This is a genomic window from Actinoplanes sp. NPDC048796 (assembly GCF_040650035.1).
Taxonomy (GTDB): domain Bacteria; phylum Actinomycetota; class Actinomycetes; order Mycobacteriales; family Micromonosporaceae; genus Actinoplanes.
In genome coordinates this window covers 82085-101665 of sequence record NZ_JBEZGO010000025.1, presented here as the reverse complement: position 1 = coordinate 101665, position 19581 = coordinate 82085, and the positions used below count along the sequence as shown (strand labels likewise).

Here is a 19581-nt window from a genome sequence, read left to right as displayed (position 1 = left end):
GGCCTTCCTGCATCACTACAATCACCACCGACCCCACTCAGCAATCGGTGGCCTACCACCCATCACCAGGTTGACCAACGTCCCTGGACAGCACACCTAGCCCGTGTTTCGTAGTGCGTGGAGCCATTGGTTGACGGCGGCGATGGTGAGGGTGGCTTCGTAGCGGACGGCAAGGTTGTCGTACCTGGTAGCCATGGCGCGGTGTTGTTTGAGCCGCGCGCTACTCGGAGTTTGGTCGGCACAGCAACGAATGCCGGTCAGGTCGTGTCGCCTCGCTGCCCCTACGCCCGGCACGAGGTCTCCGGTGTGCACCCGGTAGGCCGCTGACGGGACGTGGGCGCGGATGAAGGCCCAGGTCATCGCACTCGCCGAATTCGACGACGACATTGGGGCTGACCGTTGCCGAAGCGCGGGCACGTGAAAGCATCGGCCGGTCCCGCGGCGGGCTGACCACGAAGGTCCACACCCTGGCCGACGGGCGCGGCCGGTCCCTGGCCACGCTGATCACGCCAGGCCGGGCAGCCGACACCCGGCAGTTGATTGCCCTGCTCGAGCAGGTCCGCGTGGCCGGGCCCGGCGGAATCGGACGGCCCCGTACCCCGGCCGAGCTCGGTGACCGGCGACAAGGCGTATTCGTCACGCGTAAATCGGCAGGCCCTGCGCGGCAAGCGGATCCGCACGACAATCCCGGAGCCCAACGACCAGATCGCCAACCGGAAACGCCGAGGCTCGCACGGTGGTCGGCCACCTGCGTTCGGTCCCGGCGCCTACCGGCACCGCAACCAGGTCGAACGTGACTTCAACCGGCGCAAACACTGGCGCGGACTGGCCACCAGATTCGACAAGCTCGGCGTCAACTATCAAGCCACCCTCGACCTGGTTGAGATACTCGACTGGCTACGCGCCGTCCCCGACGAACATGATCCGCGAGACAGAACCTAGACGAGGTCACCCACGCGCAAGCCCGGGCAGACGAAGGCAAGGCGAGGATGCGTACAGCAAGCCTTGCCCTACAAACCCGCGCAACCGGCCTGGAATTGCCGCCCAGCCCCCCACCCAGCAGGCCCGCCCGACAAACGCACCCACCCGAACCCCCACGCGGCAGCGAACCCCACCCCGCACCCAGGCGCAAGGTGACCACCCACCCCTCGTACCACCAAGCAGCCCCCAACCCACGACTGGCCGGCACCGAAACCCCACGCAAGGTTGAGGGCCGGGTGTGGCCGACCCAGACGTCAAGCGCTCCCCAGCCAGTCAGGGTCGGCCACACCCGGCCCTCAACCGTCCCAGCGCAACCAAGCCCCCCACCACACCCCCAGAAACAAAGCCTTTATGATCTTGCCGCGTGATCCATAAAAGACTGTCCATATTGGCATTAGTCGGGATGATCGCTACATCCTGGTTAATGGGCGCAACGCCCGCCCAGGCCGACGAAACCGAAGTAGCCCCCCAAGTGGAGCTGGTCCTGGACGTCAGCGGCTCCATGCGCGCCAAGGACATCGACGGCCAAACCAGGATCGCCGTAGCCAAGCGGGCCTTCGGCCAGGTAGTAGACGCCCTGCCCGAGACCACGCAGCTAGGCATCCGCGTGCTGGGCGCCACCTACCCCGGCGACGACAAGAAGAAAGGCTGCCTCGACACCCAGCAGATCGTCCCCGTAGGCCCCGTCGACCCCACCGTCGCCAAGGCTGCGATCGCCGCCCTCAAACCCACCGGCTACACCCCCATCGGCCTGGCCCTGCGCGCCGCCGCCAACGACCTCGGCACCGGTGAAGGCGCCCGGCGCATCGTTCTCATCACCGACGGCGAGGACACCTGCACCCCGCCCGACCCGTGCGCTGTTGCCCGCCAGCTCGCCGCCCAGGGCACCAAGCTGGTCGTCGACACCCTCGGTCTCACCCCCGACGAGAAGACCCGCAAGCAGCTTGTCTGCATCTCCACCGCGACCGGCGGCACCTACGCCTCGGCGCAGAGCGAGCAGGAACTGACCGACCGGGTTCAGCAGCTTGTCGATCGGGCCGCCGTGCCGCCGCCGGTGACGCCGGCCGTGGTCACCGGCACCGAGTCGTGTGACAAGGCGCCCGTGCTGTCCCCCGGTGTCTACAGCGACCGGGAGCGGATCGGCGAGCACCGTTACTACCGGGTTCCGTTGCGGGCCGGTGAGGAGCTGCGGGCCTCGGTCAGTGTGGCCCTCGACCGTCCCGTGAACCGGGACTACGGCGTACTCCTGAAAGCAGCGACCCCGAACGGCCGTGAGCTGGTACGGGGTCTGGACGCCGCCAGCGGGCGGGCCGATGTCATCTCGGCCGGGCTGCGCTGGTCGTTCGCCGAGGACGAGGAGACGGCCGCCGTCTGCCTGATCGTCAGCAACTCGTTCGCGTCCGCCACTTCGGCCGGCGCCCCCGGCATGCCGCTCGAGCTCAGCATCGACACCGTCGCCGCCTCGACCGCGCCGGACGCTCCCGGTCTGGGCCGCGGCTGGCTGCTTCTGCTGGTTCTGGCCGTGGCCGGACTGATCGCCGGCGTGCTGGCCGGCTGGCTGACCCGCTGGTGGGTCGCCACCTGGAGGGAGAACTGATGTCCATCATCCTCGCCGCGCTACTTCTGGCGCCCGGCAGCGCCGGCACCTCCTATTTGACGGCGACCCCGGTCGACGCCACGAAACCGGTCCAGGTCTCGGCGGTCACCGGCGACTACCTGTACTGGTCTTTCCCGGCCACCGCCGGGCAGCAGCCCGAGCTCAGCGCCAAGGTCACGCTGCCGCCGGCGGCCGACCGGCACGGCTACCAGGCGTGGACGATCGAGGTCTTCGACGGTCTGCGCCGCCGGCAGCCGTGTGTGGCCGGGGAGCAGAGCCCGGTCGTGGCCGGCAATGCCACCGAGGTCGCCCTGGGCTGCAAGCTGCGGCAGGTGCGTTCGTGGGCCGAGCCGTCGGATCAGGACCCTCTTCCCGGTACGTACTACGTGCGCCTGTCGTCGACGGCGCTGCCCGAGCAGGATCTGGGCCTGCCGGTGAAGGTGGATCTGACGCTCACCGCCGAGAACGGCGACACGGGCGCCGACCAGGGCAAACTGGCCGCTCCCCTGAACCCGGTCGACCAGCCCGGCCGGGTGGTGACCGAGGTGCCCACGCCGACGGCTTCGGCGGCGCCGAGTGAGGCGTCGGACTTCGTGCCCGAGTTCTCGTCGCGCTGGGTGTGGACGGCCGCCGGCGGTGTCCTGGCCGCGATCGCCGGCCTGGTCGGCTTCTCGTTCACCCGCCGGCGGCGCCGGGCCTGACCGTCCGCTCGCCCGGGCTACGGCCCGGGCGAGCTCGCCGGGTCGCGTGGGAGGGCTTCGCGCAGCTGGCGGCGGGAGGTGACGCCGAGCTTGGCGAAGACCTTGCGCAGGTGCCATTCGACAGTGCGCGGGCTCAGGAACAGCCGCTCGCCCACTTCGGGGTTGGAGAAGCCGTCCCGGGCCAGCACCGCGATCTGCCTTTCCTGAGCGGTCAGTTCGTCATGGACGGAGCTTTCGCCGGTACGCTTGCGGACCGCCTCGCCCGTGCCCAGGAGCTCCCGCCGGGCGCGCTCCGCGAACGCCTCCAATCCCATCGCGGCGAACATCTCGTGTGCCGTGCGAAGGTGGTCGCGGGCCTCGCCCGGCTGCCGGTCGGCGCGCAGCCGTTCGCCGTACAGCAGCTCGGCCCGGGCCAGCTCGGCGCGCAGGCCGGTGCGCCCCAGGTGCTCGATGGCCGTACGGAAAAGGGCTGGAGCCTCCGCCGCGTCGCTCAGAAGGGCCCGGCACCGGGCCAGCGTGGCCTGCGCCCAGTCGGTGTCGCACGGCTCCGTGACCTCGGCCAGCCTGGCCAGCGCCTCTCTCGCGACGTCGAGCTCGCCCGCCCGTACGGCCGCCTCGACCAGCTCGGGCAGTGACCACTCGGCCACCCAGATCACGGTGGTGCCGGCGGCGACCCGGGCCGCCGCCATCGCCTCGGCGAACCGGCCCAGCCCGTTGTTCAGCACCGCCGCCGACCACTGGGAGATCGCCACGCCCAGCGCCTCGCCTTTCGCCTCGGCCCGGGCCACCGTCTGTGCGAGCAGTGCCGACGCCTGCGGTTCGCGGCCGCGCAGGGCGGTCAGGCGCAGCCGGACGAACGGGGAGAGGGGCAGGCCCAGCGCGCCGGCCACGGTCTCGGCCTCGGCGGCGAGCGAGGCGGCCCGCTCGAGGTCGCCGGTGAACGAGGTCGCCATGCCCGCGGCGGTCAGGTCCAACGGCAGGTGGGCCAGCGCGCCGGCGGCCCGGACGACCTCGACCTGACGGTCGGAGAGCGCGCACATGGCGGCGTCGTCCCAGATCGACGGTGGTACGGCGTTGGCCACCCACCCCCACAGCATGGCGTCGGCCACCGGCAGGCCGATCACCAGGGGCGTGGCCCGGCGCAGCAGCCGCACCGCCTCGGACCGGCGGCCGATCAGCAGTTCGGCGTAGCCGTCGAGGACCAGGTCGAGCGCGCGCGGCCCGCCCTCGCGCGGCGGCAGCAGCGCCGTGGACCGGGCGGTCGCCTCCAGCGTCGGCCGGTCGCCCGCCATCAGGGCCGCGCCCCAGGCCAGCAGGTACGTCTCACGGGCCAGGTCCAGGTCGTACGGCTCGAGCCGCTGGGCCGCGGTCAGCAAAGCTCGGGGCGCCTCGCGCGTACGGCCGGAGGAGAACGCGATGTGGCCACGGATCAGCTCGGCCCGGGCCCGCGGGAAATCGTCGTCGGCGTCGCGCCGGGCCAGGCCGGCGAAGCGGCTCGCGGCCTCGAAGTCGCCGGCGGCCAGGGTGGCCTCGGCCGCCGCCAGCGCCCGCCGGACACGCTGCCGGGGGTCGAGGGTGAGCTGCACCGCCCGCTGCCGGAAGGCGGCCGCCGCGGCCTGCCCGCCGCGCGCCTGGGCCCGGCCGGCCGACCGTTCGAGCTCGGCCGCCACCTCCTCGTCCGGGCCGGGCGCGGCCGCCGCCCGGTGCCAGGCCCGGCGGTCCGGGTCGGTCGTCTCGTCGGTGACCTCGGCCAGGGCCAGGTGCACGGCCCGGCGCAGCCTCGGCTCGCCCGCCTGATAGACGGCCGAGCGCACGAGCGGATGCCGGAAGGTGACCCGCTCGTCGATGGCGAGCAGCCCGTCGGTGCCCTCGGCCAGCGCCGCCGCCGGGTCGACGCCGAGCCGCTCGGCGGCCGCCCACAGCAGCACCGGATCGCCGAGCGGCTCGGCCGCCGCGATCAGCAGCAGGGTCCGGGCCGCCTCGGACAGGCCGCCGATCCGGTTGAGGAAGCTCTGCTCGATGTGCCCGGGCAGCGACGCGCCGGATCGCAGCAGGCCCAGGCCGCCGGCGATCTGGGTGAGCGACAGCCCGCGCGGCAGCTCGACCAGGGCCAGCGGGTTGCCGCGGGTCTCGGCCACGATCCGGTCGCGGATGGACCGGTCGAGCCCGGCGTGGGTCAGCGAGCTCAGCAGGGCGTGGGCGTCGTCGTCGCGCAGGCCGGTGATCTCCAGCTCGGGCAGGCCGATCAGCGCCGGCTCGCGGTCGCGGCTGGCGAACAGCAGGGCCACCGACTCGGCCAGCAGCCGCCGGGCGACGAAGCTGAGCGTCTGGGCGGAGGCCCGGTCGAGCCACTGCGCGTCGTCGACGACGCAGAGCAGCGGGGTCTTCTCGGACGCCTCGGCGAGCAGACTGAGCACGGCCAGGCCGACCAGGAACCGGTCGGGCGGGGTGCCGGAGCGCAGGCCGAGCACCGTCTCGAGCGCGTGGCGCTGCACCTCGGGCAGCCGGGGCAGCAGGTCGAGCAGCGGGCCGCAGAGCTGGTGCAGGGCGGCGAAGGCCAGCTCCATCTCGGATTCGACGCCGGCCGCCCGCAACACCCGCATCCCGGCCCGGTCGCGGCGGGCGTATTCGAGCAGCGCGGTCTTGCCGACGCCGGCCCCGCCGCGCAGGACCAGGACGCGACTCTCCCCGGTCCGCACCGCGGCGATCAGCCGGTCGATCGTTTCGCATTCCTGGCGCCGTCCCAGCAGCTCCACCCGGATCATCCTCGCCGAGCTTCGCCGGGATGAGAATCGTGCGTAAGGCGGATCACACGCCGGACCCGGCCTGGGTCTCTTCCGCCACTGTGCCGCTCAGGTAGTGCCGCACGGCGGGCGCGGTCCAGTCCACCAGCTCGGCCCTTTCCATGGCCACGAGGGGCGGAAGCCGCAGCACGTAACGGCACAGGGCGAGACCGAGGATCTGCGAAGCGACGAGCCCGGCGCGGATCCGCGGCCGATCGGGCGAAAGCCGCTCGGCGACCGGCACGAGCTGCGCGGCGAAGATCTCCCGCATCCGGTCGGCCGCGGCGGGGTTGGTCACACCGGCCCGCAGAAGCGCCATCAGGGTCTCGTCGCCCTCCCAGCGCTCGAGGAAGTGGCCGACGAGGACGGTCGCCACTTGCTCGGGCGGTACGTCCTCGAGGGCCGGCAGGCGCAGATCGAACTCGGCCGCGGCCGCGAACAAGCGCTCCTTGCTGCCGTAGTACCGCATCACCATCGAAGGGTCGATGGCCGCGTCGGCCGCGATGGCCCGGATGGTGGCCCGCTCGTAGCCGTCGGCGGCGAATCGCTCGCGGGCCGCTTTCAGAATGGCCGCTCGCGTGCCGTCGGAGCGGCGAGGCTGTTCCGCACTCATGCCCACAACTGTAGGCCAACGCCTGTTGACTTATCCGTCCGACCGGCGCTACCTTTGCCAACATATGTTGGCAAACAAATGTTGGCAGGTGAGACCATGCTTCCCGCGACCACTGATGTCCTGGTCGTCGGCGCCGGCCCGGTCGGGCTGGCCACCGCGACGGCCCTGGCCCTCAACGGAATCGACGTCACCGTCGTCGACCGGGCGGCGAGCGCCGCCCACACCAGCCGAGCCGCCGTCGTGCACGCCCGCACCCTCGAAGCCCTCGACCGCGTCGGCGCCGCGGCCCCACTGGTCGCGGCCGGTGTCCCGGCCCCGCGCTTCACCATCCGCGACCGCGACCGGGTACTGGTGCCGGTCGACTTCGACGGGCTCGCCACCCCGTTCCCGTACGCGTTGATGGTCCCCCAGTCAACGACGGAAGCCGTCCTGAACGACCGCCTGACCACCGCCGGCGGCACCGTCCTCCGCGGCCGGGAGGTGGTCGGCCTCGACGGCGCCACCGCCACGTTCGCCGGCGGCGCCCGGATCAGAGCGCGCCGGGTGGTGGCCGCCGACGGCATGAACAGCACCATCCGCCGCCTGGCCGGCATCGGCTTCGGCGGCCCGGCGCCCGCGGGCGAGTCCTTCACGCTGGCCGACATCAAGGTCGACGGCGGGCCCCCGCGCGACGAGGTCGTCCTCTACTTCTCGCGCGCCGGCATGCTGGTCTGGGCCCCGCTGCCCGACGGCACGGTCCGCATCGTGGCGGCCGTCGACGACGCACCCGAACAACCGGGCGCCGAGTTCACCCAGGCGCTCCTCTCCGCCCGCGGCCCGGCCCGCGAGCCGGCGCGGGTGGCCGGGGTCGTGTGGGGCTCCCGCTTCCGGGTTCACCACCGGGTCGCCGACGCCTTCCGCGCCGGCCCGATCCTGCTGGCGGGCGACGCCGGGCACGTGCACAGCCCCGCCGGAGGCCAAGGCATGAACCTGGGCCTGCGCGACGCCCTGGCCCTGTCGGACGCCCTCGTCGACGGCTCGGACGCCGCCCTCGACCGCTACGCCGCCGGCCGCCGCCGCGAGGCCCGGCAGGTGGTCCGCTTCGCCGGCGGCCTGACCCGGCTGGCCACCGTCCCGGCCCCCGCCCGGCCGCTCCGCAACGCCGTCCTGTCGGCCCTCGCCGGCGTGCCGGCTTTCCGCTCCAGCCTGGCCCACCGCCTGGCCGGACTGTCCGACCGCCCCTGACCACCCGTCACCCGCCACCCGGCCGGGTCAGAGAATGCTCCCATGCGTTCGGTGCTGCTCCGCTACCTGTATCACGACGGCGCTCCACAGGCGGCGTTCCCCATGCGGGTCGTCGAGGACGACGGCGACCGCGTGGTGGCCTGGCTCGCGCCGGACACCGAGATCATGTACTGGGCACTGCCCGGCGGCGCCGACCCGCGGAGCCTCCCGCTCGACGCGCGATTCTCGGCTCCGCTGACCACCGCGCGGCGCCGCTGGCAGGGAGGCGGAGTACTGCGCGCCGTCCCCCTCGACGAGCCGTTCCAGGTGGTGCATTTCTGGAACGAGAAGGGCGACTTCGCGGGCTGGTACATCAACCTGGAGGCCCCCAAGCACCGCGCCGGCGACCGGATCGATTCCGTCGACTGGCACCTGGACCTCTGGATCAGCCCCGACCGCGAGCCCACCTGGAAGGACATCGACGAGGCGGAGGCCGCCCTGGCCGCCGGCCACATCACCCGCGACGAGCTGGCCACGGCCTGGCGCCAGGGCAACGACATCATCCACAACCTCGCCGACTGGCCCGCCCCGATCGGCGACTGGCGTTCCTTCACCCCACCGCCGCGGTGGGAACCGTTGCCGCTGCCATCGGACTGGGCGTCGTAGTAGCCGTCGCCGCGCCGCCCGACCGGCCCAATTGGCGCCGCCGGCTCCCATACTCGTCGAAGATCTTCGCCACGCCGTTGTGCTTGGCGCGCCGCTGAAGGAACTCGTCCAGCAGCCCGAACAGCGCGCCGACGGCGACCTCGTTGAGGGCGGGGTTCCGCGCCAGCTCCTCGCGGTCCGGTCCGGGCGACTGTTCCGGGAAGGCCAGGCGCATCACCAGCGCCTCCCAGACCAGGTTGTCACCGCCGTCCAAGCGAGTGATCAGCCACTCTCAGGAACGCCGGGCGATCGAGGTCTTGGCGGCGAACGACGCGGTGGGCGCAACGGCGGCGGGCTTGGACGGGGTGTAGAGCCAGGCGGTGAACAGGTCGTCCAGTTGCTGGCCGGAGACGCGTTCGGCCAAGGCGATGAACTGGGCCGTCGTGACGTTGCCGCCGGCGTGGGTGGTGGCCCACTGTTTGATCAGGCGGAAGAACGCCGGGTCGCCGATCCGCCGGCGCAGGGCGTGCAGGGTCATGGCGCCCCGGTCGTACACGGCGCCGTCGAAAAGGTTGTCGGGGCCGGGGTCGCCGACGCGCAGGGTCCAGAACGGGTCGTCGGCCGGTGTGCCGGCGTACGTGGCGTCGAAGATCTGCTGGACGGTGTCGCGGCCCTCGTGTTCGCTCCACAGCCACTCGGCGTAGGTGGCGAAGCCCTCGTTGAGCCAGATGTCGCTCCAGTTCGTGAGGGCCAGGCTGTCGCCGTACCACTGGTGGGCCAGCTCGTGCACGACAACGCTGTCGCCGCGGACCGGATCGGTGAAGAACTCGCGGGCATACACGGGACGGGTCTGGTTCTCCAGGGCGAAGCCCAGACCGGCCACGTCGTCGACGATGCCTCCGGCGGATTTGAAGGGGTACGGGCCGAAGAGGCCGGACTCGAACTGGATGATCTCCGGCTCGCGGGCCAGGGAGCGGGCGGCCAGGTCGCCGGTGGTGGTGGGCTCGTCGGCGACGGTGCCGGCCGTCCACGGGCCGGCGCCGGGCGCGGTGCCGGGCGGCGGGCCGGTCGGGGTCCAGCCGTCGAACTGGTTGCCGTCGGGCTCGAAGGATGTGGTGCCCGGGCCGGTCGAGACCACGATGTCGTCGACGAAGACGCCGGGCGGGGAGTACGACGGGTCGTTCTCGTACGACAGGGAAAGCTCGACGCTCCTGCCGGCATACCGCGACAGGTCGATCGACCACTGCTCGTAGCCGTCGCTGACGCCCGTGGCGCCGTTCCAGGACGCGGTGCCGCTCCCCGAGCAGTTCAGATAGCGCACGAGGAACGGGTGGACGTCGGGCGCGTAGTCGCACAGGTTGCCGGTGCCGGTGCTGGTGTGCCCGTTGGCGTCGGGCAGCGTGGTCCAGTCGTCCCCGCCGGCGGTGCGCGCCTCGACGAAGAAGTAGTCCCAGTCGGTCTCGGTTTCGCGGCTGACCCAGAAGGTCACTTTGCCGCCGCCCGCGGGCACATCGACGGTGCGGGTGAGGCGTTTGTACGCGGGTTCGCCCACCCCGCTGATGGCCAGGTGCGAGCCGGTGCGGGCGGGCGGGCGGACGAACAGGTCCGGGTCGATCGCGTCGAAGAACGTCAGGCCGTTCTTGACGTACGAGGTGGTGCGGAACTCGCCGACATCAGCCGTGGCCAGATAGGACGCCATGGGCGCGCGCTCATCCCACAGCCAGGTGGTCCAGGCGCCATGGGTGGTGTGGCTGATCAGCTTGCCGTTGGACACCGCCTCGAGCCCTTTCGGGACGGTCACCCGCACGGTGTAGGCGGCCTTGTCGCGGGGGTGGTCGTTGACCGGGAACCAGGTGGAGGCCACGAACGGCTGACCGACGATGACCATGCCGTCGTCGGTGTGGAAGACGCCCCCGTCGCCCAGGCTCTCGTTGGTGATGAGGCCGGGCACACCGTCGTACCGGACGACCGCGGTGAAGGCGCGGCCCGCGCGCAGCCCGCGCGCCGGGGTGACGGTGAGTTCGTCGCCGCCGCGGGTCCACCGCGCCGGGCGGCCGTCGACGGTCACCGACCGTACGGAAAGACCGTGGAAGTCGAGGTTGAACCGCGACAGGTCCTGCGTGGCCCGCGCCGTGATGTCGGCGGTCCCGGCCAGGCGATCGTCGCCCGGCGTGTAGCGCAGGTCGAGCCCGTAGTGCCGCACGTCGTAGCCACCGTTACCGGCGAGCGGGAAATACGGATCGCCGATGCCCGGCGCGCCGGGCCGGAACGTGGGCTGCGCCTGGGCAGGCGCACCGTAGAGCAGAAGAGCAAGCACGGCAGCAACGACAAGCGCGAATCTACGGGCCATTTCGTCACGCTAGGCCGCCACCGTGCGGCACCCATCCGCCGAACAGTCATCGACTTCAGCCGATCTTACGAGAGGGGCGCGTCGCATGACGCGACAGGCGGCCCGGGACCGGGTGCCGGTTCCGGCGATCACCAAGTTGCCGACCGCGGCCGCCCTGGTACTCGTTCACCTTCGATCAGATCGACGAGGCGTACGGGGTCTTCGGCAACGCCGCCGCCCACGCGGCCCTGAAGGTCGTCATCACGCCCGCGTGACACCGGCCGGATCGGCGGCCAGGTCCACGACGTGACGGCCGACGTTGACGGCGCGATCCGCGAACCGCTCGTAGTAGCGGCCGAGCAGCGCGCCGTCGATGGCGGCCTCCACGCCCAGCGGCCACTCGGGGCTGAGCATGACGCTGAACAGGCGGGTGTGCAGCCGGTCCATCTCGTCGTCGTCGCCGTCGAGCTGGGCCGCCAGCACGGCGTCGCGCCCGGCCAGCGCGGCCACGATCTTGCCGGCCAGTTCGTCGGCCACCCCGTTCATCGCCTGGAACAGACCGGCCAGTTCGGGCGTGACCGCCGGCGCCGGGTTACGGCGCAGGGTCGCGCGGGCGACGTGCACGGCCAGCTCGCCCATCCGCTTCAGGTCGGCCGCCACGTTCACCGCGGTGATCACCATGCGCAGGCCGGCCGGGGCCGGACGGCGCCCGGCGACCAGGTCGTACGCCCGGTCCTCGGCCACGCGGTGCAGCACACCGATCTCGACGCCGCGGTCGACCGCCTGCTGGGCCAGGGTGGGGTCGGCGGCCAGCAGCGCGGCCCCGGCCTGCCGCATCGTCTCGCGGACGGCCCGGGCCATGATGACGAGGGTGCCGCTCACCCGGGCGAACTCGTCGTGAAGATCCTCGCGCACAGCCCGCTCCCGCCGGTTTCCGTTTCGCAGAGACTCTACGGTGGCGGTGGGGTCTCAGGCGACCTGCATGCGGGCGCTGAGGCCGCGCAGCTCCCCGCCGCCGGCCTGGCGGCGGGAGCGTTCCAGCAGCTCCTGCACGGTCTGGAACACCTCGGCCGAGCGGTGCACGTGCTGCGGGGCGATGCGCTCGGCGGTGAGCAGCAGCCGGATGGCCTCGCGATCCTTGCGCAGGGCGGCCAGCGCGCGGGCCGTGTCGGCGTAGTAGTAGACCTGGCGCAGGCCGATCGGCAGGGCGGCCGGCCTGACCTGGCGGGCGATCTCCAGGGCGTGGCCGGGGTCGCCGTCCTCACCCTCGATGCTGATCCGCCACAGCCCGACGTTCGTCGGCCCGAAGTAGAGGCCGAGCGTGGTGGTCTCGCCGGTGCGCCGGGCCAGCTCGGCCGCCTCGGCTGACCAGGCGCGGCTCTCGTCCAGCCGTTTGCCGCCCTGACTGGCCAGCGCGCACACCAGGTGCAGGCACCCGAGCACCGCGGCCGCGCCGGGCCGGGCCAGATGGCCCCGCAATTCGCCGGCCGCGCGCTCGGCCAGGGTGAGGCCCCGCTGCCAGGAGCCGGCCACCGTGGCCGCGCTGGCCCGCGTGTAGGCCGCGTACCCCCGGAGAACCGGATCGCCGCAGGCGTCCGCGGCCTCCCGGCAGCGTTCGGCGGCCAGCCACGCGTCGGCCGGCAACTCGAGTACGCGCAGCACCGAGGACGCGGTGGAGGCGACGGTGCAGAGCAGCGCCAGGGCCCGGTTCGCGTCCGGCCCGGCCGTCTCCACGTGCAGGTCACGCAGCAGGCCGGGCAGGACCCGGGTGACACCGGCGTAGTCGCACCCCTGCAACAGCGACTCGGCCAGGTCGGCCGTCCGGGCCAGCAGCCCGATCGGCGGCGCCATCCCGTCGCTCGGCTCGGTCAGATCAACATCAATGAGAGCTTGCCGTACGGCCTGAGCCCCGGCCACCGCGGCCAGCACTTCCCGGTCGGCGGCCGGGACCGGCGCCCCCACCAGATCGCCCGGCGAGCATTCGAGGGCGGCCGCGATGCCGCCGAGGGTGATCCGGTTGTCGGCCGTCTGCAGCCCCCGCTCGATCCGGCTCCACGTGGCGTGCGAGACGCCGGCCCGGCTCGCCGCGTACCGGACGCTCCACCCGCGCCCGAGCCGCCGCGCCCGGATCCGCTCACCGACCTCGTCCATGCGCCGACCGTAGCCCGGCCCGCCGCGGGTGCGGTACATCCCCGTACCACCTTGTCCCGGCGCACAGGGCCGCGCATGATAGCGATGACTATCGATGAACGGAGAGTGGCATGCTCCGGAGAACCGCAATCGCCTCGATCGCCCTCGTCCTGCTGACGCCGGTGGCGGCCAGCGCTCATCAGCCCCGGAGCTGGGCCGGCGCGTGGACCGCCTCGGCGCAGGGCGCCTACCCCGACGGTTACGCGGTCGGCCAGCCCGACCTGACCACCGTCCTGCCCGGCAACCAGGCCGAGAACCAGACCCTGCGCCTGATCGTGGCGCCGAACTCGGCCGGCACGAGCTGGCGGGTACGGCTGACCAACGAGTACGGCACCAAGCCGGTCACCTTCCGCAACGCGTACGCCGGCCTGCAGTCCAGCGGCGCCAACCTCGCCCCCGGCACCAACCGGCCGCTGTCCTTCGACGGCCGGCGATCAGTCACCGTCCCGGCCGGACGGACGGTGCTGAGCGACCCGGTCGCGGTACGGGTGACCGACGCGCGGGCGCAGCGCCTCGCGGTGAGCGTGCACGTGGCCGGCGCGAGCGGACCCATGACGTGGCACGCGGCCTCGTTCACCACGTCGTACCTGACCGGCCCGAACGCCGGCGACCACACGGCCGACGTCGCCGACCTGGCCTTCCCGTACACGACGACGTCGTGGTTCTTCCTCTCCGAGGTGCTGGTCCAGAGCCGGGACACGGCCACGGTGGTGGCCTTCGGCGACTCCATCACCGACGGGTTCTTCTCCACCATCAACGGCAGCGACCGGTGGCCCGACGTCCTGCAACGCCGCCTCGAGCTGGCACACAGCGACCTGCGCGTGGTGACCGAGGCGATCGGCGGCAACATGGTCACCCGCATCGGCCGTACGCCGGGAGGCTGCACCCCCTGCGACGGACCGCCCGCCCTGGACCGGCTCGACCGCGACGTGATCAACCGCCCCGGCGCCCGCGTCATGATCCTGCTCGAGGGCATCAACGACCTCGGCGGCGGAGGCGCCACGGCGGACCAGGTGATCGCCGGCTACAAAGAGATCATCCAGCGGGTGCACGCCCGCGGCATCAAGATCGTAGGCGCCACGCTGACCCCGTCCGCGGGCACCGAGTTCGGCCTCTACGGCACCCCGGAGACCGACGCCGAACGCCGAGCCGTCAACAACTTCATCCGAACGAGCGGCCAGTTCGACGGCGTGGCCGACTTCGCCGCGGTCACCGAGGACCCGGCCCGCCCCGGCCACCTGCTCCCCGCGTACGACACCAACAGCAGCGTCGGCGGCCCCGGCGACCACCTGCACCCCAACCGCGCCGGCTTCCTGGCCATGGCCGGCGCCATCGACGTGGCCCAGCTCGAACGCCTGGCCCGGGTCCCCGCCCTCAGGTGAGCGCCTTGACGTAGTACACCAGCGTCCACGTCCACTCCGGCCGGTGTTCGCGGCCGGTCTCGCGGTAGCCGAGGCCTTGGTAGAACGCCATGGCCTCGGGCTGGTTGGTCGCCGTGTCCAGGCGCGCCGACCGCAACCCGTCGCCGGCCGCACACCGTTCCAGCGCGCCCATCAGGGCCCGCCCGATCCCCCGCCGCCGCAGAGCCGGATGCACCCGCACCCGCAGGATCTCGGCGCCGCCCTCACCGTCCGGCCGGTAGCCGCCCATGCCGACGAGGTTCCCGTCCAGCTCCACGACCAGAAACTCGCCGCCCACCGTCAGGAAGCCCGCTTCGATGTCGGCCAGGTCGGAAAACGCGGCCGGCGGCCCGGCCGCCGGCGGCAACGGAACCGGCACGGCCGGATCCGCCGTCCGGCCGATGTTCGGCAGAGCGTTCAACGCCCACAGCACCCGGGCGTCCCCACCCCGAAACCTTCGCACCGTCACCACGTCGCCGACCTTGCCCTGGTCGAGGACACCGAGGCCACCGAATATGCCAACCACCGGCCGGCGTATCGGATCAATCGGTGTCGCTGAGAACGCGCAGTGCTCCTTCGGCGAGGACGTGTCCCGTCCTGACCGCGACGGTCAGATCGGGCGCGTTCAGCCAGTCGGGGTCGTGGCTCTCGTCCCACGCGACGATGTCCGCCGCCGCGTCGAGGGCCTGGCCGTCGCGGGTCCGCACCAGCGCATCGGCGAGCCGCAGGTAGGCGCCCGGTCGGGTGCCGTCGAGCTCGTACGCCATGCTGGTGATCTGATCGCCGATCCGGCGCCCGTGGTGGGGAAACAGGGCGGCCAGGCAGGCCAGCGCGAACCTCACCGCCGGCGGCTCGGTCTCCCAACGGGTGAGCAACGCCGGCACCAGCTCGTCAACGGCGAAGTGAACGTCCAGGCTCCAGGTCGCCGGCCGGGGCGGACGCCCCTCGGCGGCAGCGCGGTCGGCGTCGGCGAGCAGGCCGTCGGCCCACCGGTCAGCGGCGACCAGCAACCACACGCAGAGATCGAGCCGTTGCTTGGCGGGCAGCGCCCCAGAAGTGATCATGCGCGCGAGGAAAGGCAGCGCGGGCGGGGTGGCCGAGTAGCAGGTGCCCTGGTGCAGAAGGTCGTCTCCGAGCAGCTCGTCCAAGGTCTGGTCCCAGTCGCCGAAAGGGTCGGACAAAGCCCGCAGCAAGTCGGGGATGCCCTCGGCGCTGCCGTGGGCGTGGGAGAGCTCCGCCCAGGGGATCCCGTCGAGGCCGGACACGTCGATGGGCGTGTCCTCAGCGTGGTCGGGGATCAGGGAGAGAGGTGCGGACGGCGGCGGCTCGACGACAACGATGGTGGGCGCCGGGGGCCGTGCGCCGGGGTTGGTGAGTACGATCGGCGCGGCGGGACCGTGGAGGATCCGCACCAGGCTCACGTCGCAGCGGCTGCCGCCCTCCGGATAGCCGCCGTACCGGCGGGCGATGTCGGCGGCGGCCCGCCCGACCGCGTCGATCATCCGATGTCCGGTCACGTCGACCGGATACGGCCCTTCGTCGACGGCGCTCACCCTCCATCCCCCGGTCGACGGCCGAGCGGCGACGTAGGCGAAACCGTGCAGCGACAGCGCTTGAGCCAACTCGCGGGCGCGCGTGTCGTCAGGCACGACGAAATCGTGGGTACCCGCCATCGCCGACCAGCCGGTCATGTCGTCGCCTCCGATTGCCGGAATCGCCTCGGCAAGGCTGCCATGACGACCGCGATCCCGGCCGGGCCACCCTAGCGGCCCCTCCCGCCCTCAGCCGCGACAGCCGCGACAGCCGCGACAGCCGCGACAGCCGCGACGACCATCACGACCAGATTCCAGCCGCCCACGCCGCCCACGCCGCCCACGCCGCCCACGCCGCCCACGCCGCCCACGCCGCCCACGCCGCCCACGCCGCCCACGCCGGATGATCCAATATTGTCCACAAAAGAGGCGAAAACTTCGCACTCCTCATAGCGGCGCGCGCTCGGGCTGGGAAGGCGTCGACGAGCTCTCGGGCTGCATCGAGCCCACCACCAGCCGGTTCGACTGGACCTGCGGGACGACATGGTCCTGGGAGAGGCGGCGTTCCAAAGACGCACATCCCAGCGAAGGCAGAGTTCTAGCGAAGGGCGGAGTCTCAGGGAAGGCGGAGTCCCAGCGAAGGCGGAGGCCCAGGGACGGCGGAAGCCCAGGGAAAACACGGCCCCGCCGCCGTGGAGGTGGGGGCGGGGCCGGTGGGGGTCAGCAGGTGTAGACGCGGAACTCCCAGAGGGAGTAGCCGTATGGAGTGGCTCGTTCGGTGCCGAACATGCGGATGTAGCGGGCGGTGCCGCTGAGGGCGTGTGTCGTCTGGCCGCCCGCTCCGGTGCCGGTCACCGTGACGGCCGGGGTCCACGTGGTGCCGTTTGCGGAGGTTTCGATGCGGTAGGAGCGGGCGTGGGCCGCCTCCCAGGTGAGTTCCGCGCGAGTCAGGGTGCGTGCGGTGCCCAGGTCGATCTGGACCCACTGCGGGTCGGTGAAGGCGGACGACCAGCGGGTTCCCGTGTCGCCGTCGACCACGTTGGTGGCGGGGAAGGCGGCCGACTCCGTCGAGGACGCGGTGGCCGGGCGGCCCTGGGAGGCCAGGGTGCCGGTGCCGCAGCCGGTCGGGGGCGGGTCGGTCGGGGGCGGGTCGGTGCGGGTGCCGCCGGCGTTGCCGCCCGACCAGTTCGCCGCGCCGCCGGCCACCGTGCGGCCGGGTGGCAGCGACAAGGTTCGGCCGTCGGAGAACGTGACGGTTTGTGCGGCGTTGGTGATGTTCGAGGCCACGTACGTCCTGGCCCCGTTTTTGACGAAGACCTTGGCCAAGGGGTGGTTGGCCGTGACCGTGGTGTCGACCTGGCCGAGCGCCGCCAGGTTGCGGATCCAGTGGAAGGTGTGCGCCTTGCTCTCGCCCTCCTCCGGGGTGTACGACGGGTCGGCCCGGAACCGTGACAGCGCGCCGTCGGGGTCGCCCAGGGCCAGGTACTGCCAGAGCATGTCGCGCCACAGGGTGGGTTCGCCGCCGTTGTTGCGGACCAGTTCGGCGTACGTGCCCCGGACCGCCGCCGGATGGTCGCCCAGGTAGAACTGGCCGCCGGTGATCGGGAGCATGTTGATGCCGACGATCATCTCGTGTTCGCCGGAGAACCAGGTCGCGTACGCGCCGCCCGAGCCCCACACGATGGCCGAGTAGTTGTGGCCCCAGTTCGCCGGGAAGTTCTCACCGCGTACGTCGAACCAGTATTCGTTTATCGCCGCGGCCTGGGTCGTGTAGATCCAGACGCCGGCGTCGCGGACCGCCGTGTTGCCTGTGGCCTGGCCCCACTGGATCAGCGCGTTGGCGAAGTTCTGCCCCTCCGACGAGGACTCCTGGTTGTTGCCGGCGCCGAACGAGCCGTGCCCGGACGCCCAGTCGTGTCCCTCGTAGATGTCGAAGTCGCGCAGGTACGGGAAGCGGCTGTCGGCGCGGTCGTAGTTGTTGGCGTCCCGGATCAGCAGGTCGACCATGCCGCCGTACCGGGCGTTGGAAGCCCAGGCCGGATCGAACTTGGCGAGGGTGGCCGCCGCCGCCACGAAGTAGCCGTAGTGGAAGTGATGGTCGTTGAGTTCCTGGTCGGAGCCGTACGAGGCCGGATAGCCGATCAGCGTGCCCCAGTCGCGGTCGTAGTAGAACACCCGTGACGTCTTGCCGGCCGTCGCGGTGAACCAGTCGGTGAGCCGCGTCCGGATGACGTTCAGCGCCGAGTCGCGCACGGCCGTCAGGTTCAGCTGGTCGGCGATCTCCGCGATTCTCGCGGCCCGGCCGAGACCCTTTCCCGTCCAGTACGTGTCGTCGCCGCGGAAGTCAGCCGGGTTGGTCAGCTCGTTCGTGAGATAGGTCGTGATCGTGGTGAGGTCGGCCCCCGCGGAGTCGCCGGCCGCGGGGATCTCCGGGAGCACCCCGGTGTACGTCATCGACGTACTGAACTGGCCGCCGGTGACGATGCGCATGGCACCCCGGGGTGAGACGTAGGTCGGTGCGAGCGGTGTCGAGCCGGTCAGGTACCGCCACTGATGGGGGTAGAGCGCGATCACCGTGCCGGTGCCGCCGCCCTCGCGGGCGGTGGTCGTCACGGCGTACGTCGAAGTGACCGTGCCGTTGTTCTGGTTGTAGGAGTACGAGAGGCGGCTGCCGGTGACGTGGTTGTGCGCGTACGGGGTGAAGCGGTCGGCCAGCGCGATCTTGTCGGCCGTGCTGGTCCCGCTCGTGGTGGGCAGAACGGCCACCGAGAGGTAGCCGCGACCGGCCAGGCTGGAGCGGATGGTGGTGCCGCTCAGCGACCAGGTGGCCCCGGTGGGCGCCCAGGCGACGTAGTCGTGGCCGCCGATCGAGAAGCCGATCCGGTTGCCGCTGTTCGACCAGGCGGTGGGCGGGCCGGCGATGGTCAGGACGGCGTCGCCGCCGGTCACCTGGTAGTACGACAGGGGCAGGCCGCGGCCGATGGTGGCCCGCAGGGTGCGGCCGCCGCCGCTGAGCAGGGTGCTGACCGTCCAGTCGCTCCAGTCGTCGACCAGGGCCTGGCCGGCGGTGAGGCCGTCGACGCCGACGCGCACGTGTTCCGCGTACGGGTAGTGGTATTCGCCGGTTCCGGTGGCGGAGCCGCTGATCGCGGCGTCGGTCTGGTAGGACAGGCCCATCCCGCCGGCGCCGGGCTGGTAGGCGGCGGGGCCGGCGAACAGCGGCGTCGAGAACTGGCAGTCGACCCGTTTGAACAGCAGCGAGGACCACCAGTCGTTGGTGGGTACGGGGCCGGCCGGGGCGTTGCCGGTCACGTACTGCCGGGGGTTGGTGGAGATCGAGCCGCAGCCGGTGGGCAGGCTGCGCCCGGCCGGGAGGGTTTCGGTGTAGCTGCCGGCGCCGACCGGGGCGGCCGACGCGCTTTCGGTGTGCGCGGCTTCAGTGAGCACGGCGACGCCGCCGGCCGTGACCAGAGCGAGCAGGGCGGCGAGCCCTCTGGGGGGACGAGGTCGTGTCATGGACGGGCCTCCTTGGGGATTCCCGGAGGCGCGAACGGGGGAGAGAGCGCTCTCCGAGTCCCGGAAGGCTAACCGGGGCAGGGAAGTTCGT

Annotated in this window: 17 protein-coding genes; 7 read left to right on the top strand and 10 right to left on the bottom strand. The window is 72.2% G+C overall.

Annotated elements, in window-relative coordinates; genetic code table 11:
- The 4 genes from AB0C26_RS44945 to AB0C26_RS44930 form a co-directional block, all read left to right on the top strand.
- Positions 1 to 100: integrase core domain-containing protein (locus AB0C26_RS44945; RefSeq protein WP_139338182.1), on the top strand; the 100-nt coding region annotated here is incomplete at its 5' end.
- A gap of 512 nt (positions 101 to 612) precedes the next feature.
- Positions 613 to 942, top strand: a complete 330-nt coding sequence (locus AB0C26_RS44940; protein WP_360261088.1) for a transposase — start codon at positions 613 to 615, stop codon at positions 940 to 942.
- A 442-nt stretch (positions 943 to 1384) separates the two neighbouring features.
- Entirely contained in the window at positions 1385 to 2578 is a 1194-nt protein-coding gene (locus tag AB0C26_RS44935; protein ID WP_360261097.1) for a VWA domain-containing protein, read from the top strand.
- A complete protein-coding gene (locus AB0C26_RS44930; protein ID WP_360261086.1) occupies positions 2578 to 3279 on the top strand; it encodes a peptidase in 702 nt (233 codons plus the stop codon). Before AB0C26_RS44935 ends, AB0C26_RS44930 begins: the two co-directional genes overlap by 1 nt.
- A gap of 17 nt (positions 3280 to 3296) precedes the next feature.
- Here AB0C26_RS44930 and AB0C26_RS44925 read toward each other — a convergent pair whose 3' ends face one another.
- Complete coding sequence (locus AB0C26_RS44925) at positions 3297 to 6044, bottom strand: AAA family ATPase (protein ID WP_360261084.1); 2748 nt, start codon at positions 6042 to 6044, stop codon at positions 3297 to 3299.
- A 43-nt stretch (positions 6045 to 6087) separates the two neighbouring features.
- Entirely contained in the window at positions 6088 to 6675 is a 588-nt protein-coding gene (locus AB0C26_RS44920) for a TetR family transcriptional regulator (protein ID WP_360261082.1), read from the bottom strand.
- Between the two features lie 96 nt (positions 6676 to 6771).
- Here AB0C26_RS44920 and AB0C26_RS44915 point away from each other — a divergent pair, with 96 nt between their 5' ends.
- Positions 6772 to 7899: an NAD(P)/FAD-dependent oxidoreductase gene (locus AB0C26_RS44915; RefSeq protein WP_360261080.1), complete on the top strand. Its 1128-nt coding sequence runs from the start codon at positions 6772 to 6774 to the stop codon at positions 7897 to 7899.
- 42 nt (positions 7900 to 7941) lie between these two features.
- Positions 7942 to 8544 (top strand): DUF402 domain-containing protein, encoded by a 603-nt coding sequence (locus tag AB0C26_RS44910; RefSeq protein WP_360261078.1) that lies wholly within the window; start codon positions 7942 to 7944, stop codon positions 8542 to 8544.
- On the opposite strand, the gene AB0C26_RS44905 is transcribed toward AB0C26_RS44910, so the two are convergent.
- The 4 genes from AB0C26_RS44905 to AB0C26_RS44890 all read right to left on the bottom strand — a co-directional run bounded on the left by AB0C26_RS44905 (position 8489) and on the right by AB0C26_RS44890 (position 13003).
- Positions 8489 to 8797 carry a hypothetical protein gene (locus AB0C26_RS44905; protein WP_360261076.1) on the bottom strand — a complete coding sequence of 103 codons (309 nt, stop codon included), beginning with the start codon at positions 8795 to 8797 and terminating at the stop codon, positions 8489 to 8491. The two genes, AB0C26_RS44910 and AB0C26_RS44905, sit on opposite strands and share 56 nt — an antisense overlap.
- A gap of 18 nt (positions 8798 to 8815) precedes the next feature.
- A complete protein-coding gene (locus tag AB0C26_RS44900; RefSeq protein WP_360261074.1) occupies positions 8816 to 10873 on the bottom strand; it encodes a M1 family aminopeptidase in 2058 nt (685 codons plus the stop codon).
- Between the two features lie 240 nt (positions 10874 to 11113).
- Positions 11114 to 11767 (bottom strand): PhoU domain-containing protein, encoded by a 654-nt coding sequence (locus tag AB0C26_RS44895; RefSeq protein WP_360261072.1) that lies wholly within the window; start codon positions 11765 to 11767, stop codon positions 11114 to 11116.
- A 54-nt stretch (positions 11768 to 11821) separates the two neighbouring features.
- A complete protein-coding gene (locus AB0C26_RS44890) occupies positions 11822 to 13003 on the bottom strand; it encodes a helix-turn-helix transcriptional regulator (protein WP_360261071.1) in 1182 nt (393 codons plus the stop codon).
- Between the two features lie 110 nt (positions 13004 to 13113).
- On the opposite strand from AB0C26_RS44890, the gene AB0C26_RS44885 reads away from it, so the two are divergent.
- Positions 13114 to 14424 (top strand): SGNH/GDSL hydrolase family protein, encoded by a 1311-nt coding sequence (locus AB0C26_RS44885; RefSeq protein WP_360261069.1) that lies wholly within the window; start codon positions 13114 to 13116, stop codon positions 14422 to 14424.
- Here the strand turns inward: AB0C26_RS44885 and AB0C26_RS44880 are convergent.
- From AB0C26_RS44880 to AB0C26_RS44865, 4 genes are all read right to left on the bottom strand, one after another.
- A complete protein-coding gene (locus tag AB0C26_RS44880) occupies positions 14417 to 14968 on the bottom strand; it encodes a GNAT family N-acetyltransferase (protein ID WP_360261066.1) in 552 nt (183 codons plus the stop codon). The two genes, AB0C26_RS44885 and AB0C26_RS44880, sit on opposite strands and share 8 nt — an antisense overlap.
- Before the next feature lie 16 nt (positions 14969 to 14984).
- Entirely contained in the window at positions 14985 to 16091 is a 1107-nt protein-coding gene (locus AB0C26_RS44875; protein ID WP_360261063.1) for a hypothetical protein, read from the bottom strand.
- A gap of 113 nt (positions 16092 to 16204) precedes the next feature.
- A complete protein-coding gene (locus AB0C26_RS44870; protein WP_360261061.1) occupies positions 16205 to 16396 on the bottom strand; it encodes a hypothetical protein in 192 nt (63 codons plus the stop codon).
- Positions 16397 to 16694: 298 nt separating this feature from the next.
- Positions 16695 to 19490, bottom strand: coding sequence for a glycosyl hydrolase (locus AB0C26_RS44865; protein ID WP_360261058.1), 2796 nt, complete (start codon positions 19488 to 19490; stop codon positions 16695 to 16697).
- Positions 19491 to 19581: the final 91 nt, after the last annotated feature.